The sequence below is a fragment of the Roseibium sp. genome (assembly GCF_025698965.1).
In the GTDB taxonomy this organism is placed as follows: domain Bacteria; phylum Pseudomonadota; class Alphaproteobacteria; order Rhizobiales; family Stappiaceae; genus Roseibium.
In genome coordinates, this window is sequence record NZ_JAILWL010000251.1 from 1 (window position 1) to 9,346 (window position 9,346).

Below are 9,346 nucleotides of genomic sequence, written 5' to 3' on the forward strand. Positions count from 1 at the left end.
CTGCCTAACTGTATAGCGGGAAGAGGGCAAGCCCTTCGACGCGCTAGAGCTTGTAGGCAGTACGAAATCCGCCCCAATGCCGATTGTTGACGACAATCGGGGCGTCCACTTCTTTCATCCAGACGATGTTTCCAGCGCCCATATCGCGGGCGTAGGACTGGATCAGAAAGGGGCGGGTATTGCGGGCGGCACTGAGCCCGGCTCGGTCATCGAAGATCCGCTTGTTCCGGCAATTGGCCTGGTTCCATGCAGGATCGTCGGGTTTTTGCGGTTTGGAGAAAACCAGATTGTGAACCGGCAGGTAGCCGTTCCTGTCGACTGTTGCGCAAAAAGCCATGCCATCCGCCTGGCAGTTTGCCAGAAGGGTTTCCTGAATTTCGGGAAGTATGGTCTCAAGCTGCGCGAGGGCGCGTGTGGAAACCTGCAGCGGGTTTGTTCCGGAAAGGGGCTGATAATCGGTGTCGAACAAGTCTTCCGGCGACAATTTCCCTTCCGCGATCAAGTTTTCCATCGCGGTGGCAACCTCTGTAGCTCCGGTTTGAGCCCGTTCCACCTCATTCGCATGACTGGCGTGAACAGCGTTGATTTTTTGTACCAGAGCATCCTGAAACCCCTGGTCCGGCGATTGGAAACAGCAGTGACATCCGGCATCGGAAATTGCGACGATCCTGATCGCAGTTCGGCCTACTCCCTCCAGATCGAGTTCCGCTGAACTTCCCGTCTTCAGCAAATTGTTGTCTTCCGGCATCAAAAGAAGGCCGCCTTCGGAAATGTCGTGTGTCTCGAAGGTGGTCGACGCTGGACCGCAGGAGACACTTCCCTGGAGTTTTGCGGGTAGGCGGTCATGTCGCCGTCGATCACCAATTTCCGTTTGACGGATCATCATCGTGAAACGGGCTTGCAAGGCACTGGTGGCCGCACTCATTTCCGCACCGGATTGCCGCGCAAGCGTTCCACCTTCTTCGGCCTCCGTTGCGGATCGGGTGATCGTCTGGGCATGTTGTACGACTTCCTGGGCAAAACTTGCAGTTTGGTTTGCCTGCTCGCCAATACGCCCGGTCGTTTCAACCTGGGACTTCACGGCATCTTCCACGGCAGCAAAACTTGGTCGGATTTTTCCGATGACGTCGATGATTTTGCCGACGGAACCCAGACTTTGTTCGGCAGAATGATTAAGACGGTCGATATTAGCGACAATCTGTTCGGTTGCCGATTGCGTCTCAACCGAGAGCGCCTTGACTTCACTGGCAACAACGGAAAACCCCTTGCCGGCTTCACCGGCCCTTGCAGCTTCTATTGTGGCGTTCAAGGCAAGGAGATTGGTCTGCTTGGCGATATCGGAGATCAAGCCCACCACATTGGCGATGTCGTCAATGGCGTTCTTCAGCTCCATGACGCCTTCATTGACCTGGTCGGCAACATCGCGCGCCTCCATTGCAAGCTGATTGGAGACGCCGACCTGAGTTCCGATTTCACCACTCGATGAGGTAAGTTCCTGTATCGACGCAGCCAGTCCTGAGGCGTTTTCATCCGCCAGGACAGATTGATCGGCGAGGGACTGGCTGTCACCACGAATGGTCTCGAGCTTGTCCATTTGACTGATGAGCCGGTCCTGAACTTTCTCCGCAGCCAGGTTGATCGTTCGGGCTGCGACTTGAAGGTCGTCTTCAAGGCTGTCGAGGACGAAGCTCATTTGGCCGGCCGATTTCCCGCTCTCTGTCACCGGGTCTGCTTGGACGATGGATGTTTCCTCAGGGGGAGTGGCACTATCGTCCAAATTGTCATGGACGTTATTCTTTTGCGACTTTAGTCGAAATAGAATCATAGCGCTGAGTGCTTTCGAGGCTTTAGAAAATTCGAAGCATTATTGAGTGGCAATCTAAAATGATGGTTAACAAATTCCTTCCTCAGTTACGAAAGGCCTGTTTCTCCCTGAATGAGGTTGGAATGTCACTGGACCGGCAGAGGCCGCACATGTTAAGCACCGGCGGCCAAAACGAGATGACCGGTCGCAGCGCCCAAACGGGTGTTGGCTGGAGGAATAGGTGATGAGCGATCAGTACAAGAAAGAAGCTGCAGAACGCGCAGCGCAAGATGTCTCATCCGGAATGCGACTTGGGATCGGCACTGGCTCCACCGCAGAGTTCTTTGTGCATGCGCTTGCACAGCGCGTCAAAGAAGGATTGGACGTAATCGGCGTGCCGACATCGGAGCGGACCCGGAAGCTTGCGTCCGAACTTGGCATTCGCCTGACGACACTCGAAGAACTTCCGCAACTTGATCTGACCGTTGACGGGGCGGACGAACTGGATCCGCGACTTTCCCTGATAAAAGGTGGCGGTGGCGCACATTTGCGCGAAAAAATCGTAGCCTGTGCGTCCCAAAGCATGATCGTAATTGCCGACGGCAGCAAACAGGTGAAAACGCTCGGGCGTTTCCCGCTGCCGATCGAAGTCGTGCCATTCGGGCTCGAGACAACGCGTCTTGCTATTTGCGACGTGCTGAACGGATTGAAGCTTCCTCAAAAACTTGAGTTAAGAGGCGGTGCTGCTCACCCTTTCGTCACAGATGGCGGGCATTACATATTGGATGCGCATCTGGAGGCCATCGACGACGCTCAAACGCTTGCAGCAAGCCTGGTGGCAATTCCAGGTGTCGTTGAACATGGTCTTTTCATAGATATCGCAACAAAAGCTTACGTGGCCGGAGAAGATGGGGTAAAGACCGTTCTGCCCATCTAAATGGTGTGTATTTGGCTTTCCAGGCATCGTTGGAAGCCGCCTAGGAGTAGAAAAATGAAACTTATCAAAAATATCCAGCGGGTAGCTGTCTTGGGCGCGGCCATTATAACCGCCGGTTTCCTGACAACCGCCTCCATGGCGCAGGACAGCATTTCCGAAAGCCATCTTGCTGCAGCCAAGAAGGTTGCTGCTGCGACCAAGGTTTTGGAACCGTTCGATGACATTCTGCCAATCCTGGCGGAACAGACGCGTACCGCGTTCATCCAGTCGGATCCGACACGTGCCGAAGAAATCATCGAAGTCACGCAGGGTGTTGCCCTTCAGCTTGCGCCCAGGCGCGCTGAGTTGAACGATCTGGTTTACAATGCCTGGTATCAAAGCTTCTCCGAAGCAGAGCTCACCGAGCTGGCAGAGTTCTACAACACCGAACTCGGTCAGAAACTGACCAACACCATTCCAGCAATCACCCAGTACTCCGTTGGTGCTGCTCGTGAGTGGCAGGACAAGATTTCCACGCAAATGGTGACCATGGTCCAGGAAGAGTTGGCAAAGAAAAACGCTCAGTGAGTGAAACTGCCCCGTGAACGCATTTGCATCAGAATTCGGAACACGGACACTACACTGAATATTGAGGCCGGATTGCAATCCGGCATATTGGGCCGCGAAAGCGGCCCAATTCTTGTCAAAAGCGGGTTTGGATATTGTCCGCCGGATCCATTCATCTTATGGCGGGCTCTTGTATGGCAACTGCGACCGCTTATGTGCGGGGCTGGTTCGAGACATCATCCGGCAAGGATGTGAAAGACTTTTGAGGCGCAAATGACGGACTTTGACTACGATCTTTTTGTAATTGGCGGCGGTTCGGGTGGAGTTCGTGCGGCCAGGATTGCAGCAACACACGGTGCACGTGTCGGGATTGCCGAGGAATACCGCTATGGCGGAACCTGTGTGATCCGGGGCTGCGTTCCGAAAAAGCTGTTTGTCTATGCGTCCAAATTTTCTGAAGAATTTGAAGATGCGGAAGGCTTTGGCTGGGAAGTCGGCGAGCGAAATTTTTCCTGGAAGAAACTGGCTGCGGCCAAGGATCAGGAAATTACCAGGCTCGAAGGCCTTTATCGGCGGAACCTTGAACGCACAAATGTCGAAGCGCATGACAGCCGGGCGGTCATGGAAGACGCGCATACGGTCAGGCTCTTGTCGACCGGGCAGACAATCACGGCAAAGTACATTCTTGTTGCCGTCGGAGCATCTCCCAACGTGGATAACAGCATTCCTGGTGTCGAACACGTGATCACGTCGAATGAAGCCTTCCATATGGACGAGCTGCCCAACAAGATTGTGGTTGCAGGCGGCGGCTACATTGCCGTTGAATTCGCGGGGATCTTCAACGGCCTTGGTGTGGACACCACCTTGATCTACCGCGGTGAGGAAATTCTACGCGGATTCGATATGGATCTGCGCACCACGGTTCGTCAGGAAATGGAAAAGAAGGGGATCAACGTCATTGTTGGTGACACCTTCTCGAAGATCGAAAAGCGGGCCGACGGTTCACTGGTTGGCCATACCAAGGGTGGTAAAACGCTTGAAGCCGATCAGATCATGTTTGCGATCGGTAGAAATCCCCATACGCGGGACCTTGGTCTCGAAAAAGCAGGTGTTGAGACGGATGCCATCGGGGCTATCAAGGTCAGCGCGGATTCAAGAACCAACGTGGAATCTATCTACGCCGTTGGCGATGTCACCAACCGTGCGAACCTGACGCCGGTGGCGATCAGGGAAGGACATGCATTTGCCGACACGGTCTTCGGTAACAAGCCCTGGAGTGTGGATCATAGCCTGATCGCGACTGCGGTCTTCTCGCAGCCTGAAATGGGCACTGTCGGGTTGACCCAGGAGCAGGCCCTTGAAATGACACCGAACCTCGACATCTACAAATCGAGTTTCCGGCCGATGAAGCACACATTGTCCGGCCGGGACGAGAAAATGCTGATGAAAATGATCGTGGATGCGGATACGCAAAAGGTACTGGGTGTACATGTTGTCGGTCCCGACGCCGGTGAACTGGCACAGATCCTGGGTGTGACACTGCAGATGGGAGCAACCAAGGCGGACTTCGATCGCACGATTGCGGTTCACCCGACTGCTGCCGAAGAGCTTGTCACCATGCGTGAGCCGACGGAACAGCTGCGCGGATAATTTCGCTTCAAAAGTGAATTCAAGAACAGCGGCCGGATGCGTTTACGCGTCCGGCCGCTGTCATATCTGACTTCAGACGGCATCTGCGTGGTGGGAGATACCATCCAGAGTGTCATTCTGAGGTTCTACTGGCTGGCTTGTCGTTCGGATTTCGGAAAAGAAGGAGACTTGTCCACGACCCATGACTTTCGAGTTGTAAAGGGCCATGTCAGAGGCGCCGACCAGAGTCTCCGGCGTTTTTCCGTCGATAGGCGCTCGCGCGATACCAACACTGAGGCCGACGTGAACAGCCTCGTTTTCCGTGATTGGAATAGGAGCGCAGGCGTTCGCAACAAGTGTTCTACCCAATCTGGCCAAATGCGCCTTGTTGTTCAGTCCGTGGTAGATGATCATGAATTCATCTCCACCGACACGGCAGACAAGTCCCTGGTTGGCGATCGTCTTTTTCAAACGTGAGGCAATCGTTTGGATAACAAGGTCGCCGGAACTATGGCCAAAAGTGTCATTCACGGGTTTGAAATTGTCGAGATCGCAATGAAGAACGGCGAACGGCGTGTCGGGGAGAGACTTAACTGCGGCTTCCAGCATGCGGGTGAACTGAAGCCTGTTTGCGAGTCCGGACAGGCTGTCATGCAGTGCCAGGTAGCGGTTCTGCTGCTCACTGGATTGCAGAGAAGTCGTGAGTTGCCCGATCTTCCAGGCGATGCCGAAAGCCAGGGCGGCCAGGGCTGTGCCAAGAATGACGATGACAGGGATGACTGTGGGCCAGATGGAAGTGCTGACGGTTTGGCTTTTCCACTGGAAGACACCCAAGGGCGAGCCGCTCTGATCCAGAACCGGATGCAACGGACCGTCTTGCTGTGAGCCGGAGCCGGATCGAAATGCCAATGACGAAAAGCTCAGATGCCTGTTCAACCGTTCCAGCAGATTTGCGTCTATATAGCGTGCCGACAACAGGATTGTCGGCGGTCCGTCTGGCAATGTGACCTTATAGTCATCCGGGATGATGGGCATCGCGCCAAAAAGAGCCGGTTTACCGTCCAATTTGGTGAAACCCATGACCGCATATTCACTGAAATCGATCCCCTGCAACGATCTGTGGCCAAATCCTCCGGGAACGCGAGTTCTGTTTCGTCTGTACTTTGCCGTCAGTCTGCCGACGATTGCCTCAAGACCGGCCGTCTCGCCGATTGGCCGATCGAGGATGTATGTGTTGTCTTCAAACGTCTCGGCAACCACGTTCCCACCACCGGAAATCAACATGCTCTTGCTGTAACTGTGATCGGACCACAAATCATCGAAAGTGCTCTGAACAAACCTGGCATCGAATTCAAGAACAAGACGTTTCACGGCCAGATCGGACGAGGCAATGCCGATTTGATCCTGCACAATTGAACGCTTCATGTCCGCGAGCGTGCTGCGCAGAAGGCGTGCCTCATTGGCGACAGCTTGCTGGTTCGAAGCGCGGGACGCGACGAAACCTACAAAAACCAGCGAAAGGGACGTAACGGCAATGAGAAGTGAGGCAAGTAGAAAAGCCAGTCGTGAAATCCGATGACGCGGTTTTTTCGCGTATTGGTCACTATATATTTGGCTAAGCTCGGTCAAGTTGCGATCTCGGTCGTATTTTCGAATCAAAATTCAAACTTCAGAGAAAATTTTTATATCGATCGACGGTTTTAATTACTTAACGAGAGTCGATTTATTACAAAATGTGAGGGAGATATTTTATGAATATGGTATTAGGGGAATTTAAACTGTAATTTTTACAATATGAATAATGGAAAAGGGTGCGTAAATTTACCGCTAATGCCCTGTCTCCAATTCTTTGTCGTCGTGGGTGGGGCTGGGTCGACGATAGCGAGGATTGGCTAATTCGTACATATTACGTCCGTTTTCCTTGGCCTGGTACAGAGCCATGTCGGCCATTCGGATCAAGTCTTTTTCGTTCGATCCGCAATCGGGTGCAATCGCAATTCCAACGCTGATGCCGGTGGTCACCCATTCACCCGCGAGTGCCTCGACCGGGTCAGACACGACTTTCAGGATCCTTTTTGCAAGGTCATCCAGTTGGGCCTTGTCTGAGAGTTTCGACACCAGGATCAGAAATTCATCACCTCCGACGCGGCTGACAAGACCAGTGTCTCCAAGCAGGAGGCTTAACCGGTCTGCAACGCAGCACAGCACCTTGTCGCCTGCTTCATGACCATATGTGTCGTTTACAGGCTTGAACCGATCCAGATCGCAGGCAAGTATCGCAAATTTTTGCTCGGGCAATTTTTCCAGAGAATGGGCAAGGTGATCGGAAAAATAGTGCCTGTTGGGCAAACCCGTCAGTGCATCGTGTCGGGCATAGTGGTGGTTTTTGCGCTCGCTTTCTTCCAGCGAGGCCGACAAGCGACTGATTTTGCCGGCAGCTGCAAATGCCACGATGGCAATGATTGTTGCCAAAAGCACGATCAGAGGAAGAGCGGTGTACCAGATTTCTCTACCCGGCTTGGCATGGTCCCATCTGAAATAACCGAAGACAGACCCGTCAACGGAGCGAACCAGATAATTGATGGGGCTCTCCCGTTCCGGTTTCCCGGGATAAAATCGTAGATCCTTGAAGGAAAGCTGCTCGTTCAACTCCAGGATCCAGTCGTCATTGAAATAGACGGCATTGATCAGTATCGCTGGATAATCAGCATCTAAAGCTACGCGGCCTTCATCGGGCAGGATCGGAACCGCACTCAAAAAAGCTGGAATGCCGTCAATTTCTGCAAAGGTTGAAACAGAAGCATCCAGCAAGGCAGATTGTGGCAGGTACCAGTCGGCAAACACCGAGTTGGAAGTATCCTGTTTGGTTTCGAAAGCGTGGCGTGTTTGTTCGGCGAGTTCGCGAACCGGATGACCTGAGGGGAGTTGTATGGGATCGAAGCGGGTCACGTTTTTGACGGCTTGCACGATCAACATTCCGTCTGCCGTGACGATGAAGGTTCGGTCAAAACCGAGGTCTTCCCAAAGGTCTTCAGTCAGTTCGTCTTCAATAAAGTCTTTATTCAAAGGGGCTTGTACTGCCTTGAATGATGCGTCCCACTGAGATAGCGAGACTTGGTCGCGCGCGACGAGATCGTGAAAGTCTTTCAGTGTATTGGTCAGGCGGAGTTGCTCACTTTCCAGCGCACGCCGATCCGCCTCCCGCCAGGCCAAATGCGCGATGAAAGTCAGTGAGGCGGTCGAAAGCACGATCAACAGCGCTGCAAGACCAAAGATCCAGACCGTTATCCGTCGGCCGGTATTGGGGATTGGCAAGTCAAGCTTCTGATTTCCCGTCTCTCTTTTCGACTTGCCAAGCAAAACCGGTCCCCCCCTCCGTCCAATGCCAATTGGTGTTAGGCGAAAGGAGTTTAACACCAGGTGTTCGTTTCGTTACAGAGGGGGAATTCTAGGCTTGATTGCCGAGAGCCTTAACGAACAGTTCTATTTCTTCTTCAGTATTGAATGCATGCAGTGATGCGCGCACAACTGCTTCAAGTCCACGGTGAGGAAGGTCGATCCGGGCAGATCCGGCGTGGCTGATTGAAACGTTGATGTTTCGTTGTGACAGTCGTGCCTGCGTCTGTGAGGGCGTCTCACCAGTGACTGCGAAAGTCACGATCCCGCCTTTGCGAGCTCCTTTGTCGTGAAGCTCAACGCCGGGAAAGGCCGAGAGTTCGGATCGCAACTGCGCTCCGAGCGCGCAAACCCTGTTGCCGATCCGCTCCATTCCGAAGCCAATTGCATATGTTACCGCAACTCCGAGCCCGACCTGACCGGCGACATAGCGCTCCCAGGTTTCGAACCTTTGTGCGTGCGGCACCAACTCATAGGTTTGTTCATCGATCCAGTTTGCAGATTGAAGATCGATAAAGGGTGGGTCGATTTGATCAAGCACATCGTCGCTGACGAAGAGAAAACCGGTTCCACGTGGGCCGCGAAGGTATTTGCGGCCGGTTCCCGATAACATCTGGCAACCGATGTCACTGATAGTCAATGGAATCTGGCCAGCCGACTGGCACGCATCGAGCAAATAGAGAACCCCGGCAGCGCGAGCGATTTCACCCACATCTTCGGCTGGGTTGATAAGTCCGGAAAATGTCGGCACATGAGTGAGTGCAATCAGTCGTGTCTTCGGGCCGAGCGCAGCCTTCAAGGCCTTCAGATCAATTTGTCCGTATTCGTCGTCCTCGACAATATCGATCTCGATACCCTTGCGCCGCTTCATTTGAAGGAAGGCGACATAGTTGGAAACGTATTCAGCCCGACCGGTGACAATCCGGTCGCCTTCGCGGAAATCGATACCGTAAAAGGCCATGTCCCAGGCACGCGTGGCGTTTTCGATATAGGCAATTTCGTGAGGTTTACTGCCGATCAGCGCGCTAATTCCG

At 53.4% G+C, this 9,346-nt stretch carries 7 protein-coding genes; 3 read left to right on the plus strand and 4 right to left on the minus strand.

Annotated features, from left to right (window positions below; translation table 11 throughout):
- Positions 1 to 43: 43 nt before the first annotated feature.
- Entirely contained in the window at positions 44 to 1,693 is a 1,650-nt protein-coding gene (locus tag K5905_RS19370) for a methyl-accepting chemotaxis protein (RefSeq protein WP_297586748.1), read from the minus strand.
- Between the two features lie 355 nt (positions 1,694 to 2,048).
- Here K5905_RS19370 and rpiA point away from each other — a divergent pair, with 355 nt between their 5' ends.
- The 3 genes from rpiA to gor all read left to right on the plus strand — a co-directional run bounded on the left by rpiA (position 2,049) and on the right by gor (position 4,937).
- The gene (gene rpiA, locus K5905_RS19375) at positions 2,049 to 2,741 is read left to right on the plus strand and encodes a ribose-5-phosphate isomerase RpiA (protein ID WP_297586750.1); all 693 of its coding nucleotides are present in this window, start codon (positions 2,049 to 2,051) and stop codon (positions 2,739 to 2,741) included.
- 54 nt (positions 2,742 to 2,795) lie between these two features.
- Positions 2,796 to 3,308, plus strand: coding sequence for a DUF2059 domain-containing protein (locus tag K5905_RS19380; RefSeq protein ID WP_297586752.1), 513 nt, complete (start codon positions 2,796 to 2,798; stop codon positions 3,306 to 3,308).
- 252 nt (positions 3,309 to 3,560) lie between these two features.
- Positions 3,561 to 4,937: a glutathione-disulfide reductase gene (gene gor / locus K5905_RS19385; protein ID WP_297586753.1), complete on the plus strand. Its 1,377-nt coding sequence runs from the start codon at positions 3,561 to 3,563 to the stop codon at positions 4,935 to 4,937.
- Between the two features lie 72 nt (positions 4,938 to 5,009).
- On the opposite strand, the gene K5905_RS19390 is transcribed toward gor, so the two are convergent.
- The 3 genes from K5905_RS19390 to K5905_RS19400 form a co-directional block, all read right to left on the minus strand.
- Positions 5,010 to 6,545: a diguanylate cyclase gene (locus K5905_RS19390; protein ID WP_297586755.1), complete on the minus strand. Its 1,536-nt coding sequence runs from the start codon at positions 6,543 to 6,545 to the stop codon at positions 5,010 to 5,012.
- 198 nt (positions 6,546 to 6,743) lie between these two features.
- Complete coding sequence (locus tag K5905_RS19395) at positions 6,744 to 8,231, minus strand: diguanylate cyclase (RefSeq protein WP_297586757.1); 1,488 nt, start codon at positions 8,229 to 8,231, stop codon at positions 6,744 to 6,746.
- A 133-nt stretch (positions 8,232 to 8,364) separates the two neighbouring features.
- Positions 8,365 to 9,346 (minus strand): aminotransferase class V-fold PLP-dependent enzyme (locus tag K5905_RS19400; RefSeq protein WP_297586759.1); only part of this gene is annotated, 982 nt, incomplete at its 5' end.

Bases quoted from the DNA above. Each gene is read 5' to 3' on its own strand.
- K5905_RS19370 (WP_297586748.1), bottom strand. From the start codon at position 1,693: ATGAGCTTCGTCCTCGACAGCCTTGAAGACGACCTTCAAGTCGCAGCC.
- rpiA (WP_297586750.1), top strand. From the start codon at position 2,049: ATGAGCGATCAGTACAAGAAAGAAGCTGCAGAACGCGCAGCGCAAGAT.
- K5905_RS19380 (WP_297586752.1), top strand. From the start codon at position 2,796: ATGAAACTTATCAAAAATATCCAGCGGGTAGCTGTCTTGGGCGCGGCC.
- gor (WP_297586753.1), top strand. From the start codon at position 3,561: ATGACGGACTTTGACTACGATCTTTTTGTAATTGGCGGCGGTTCGGGT.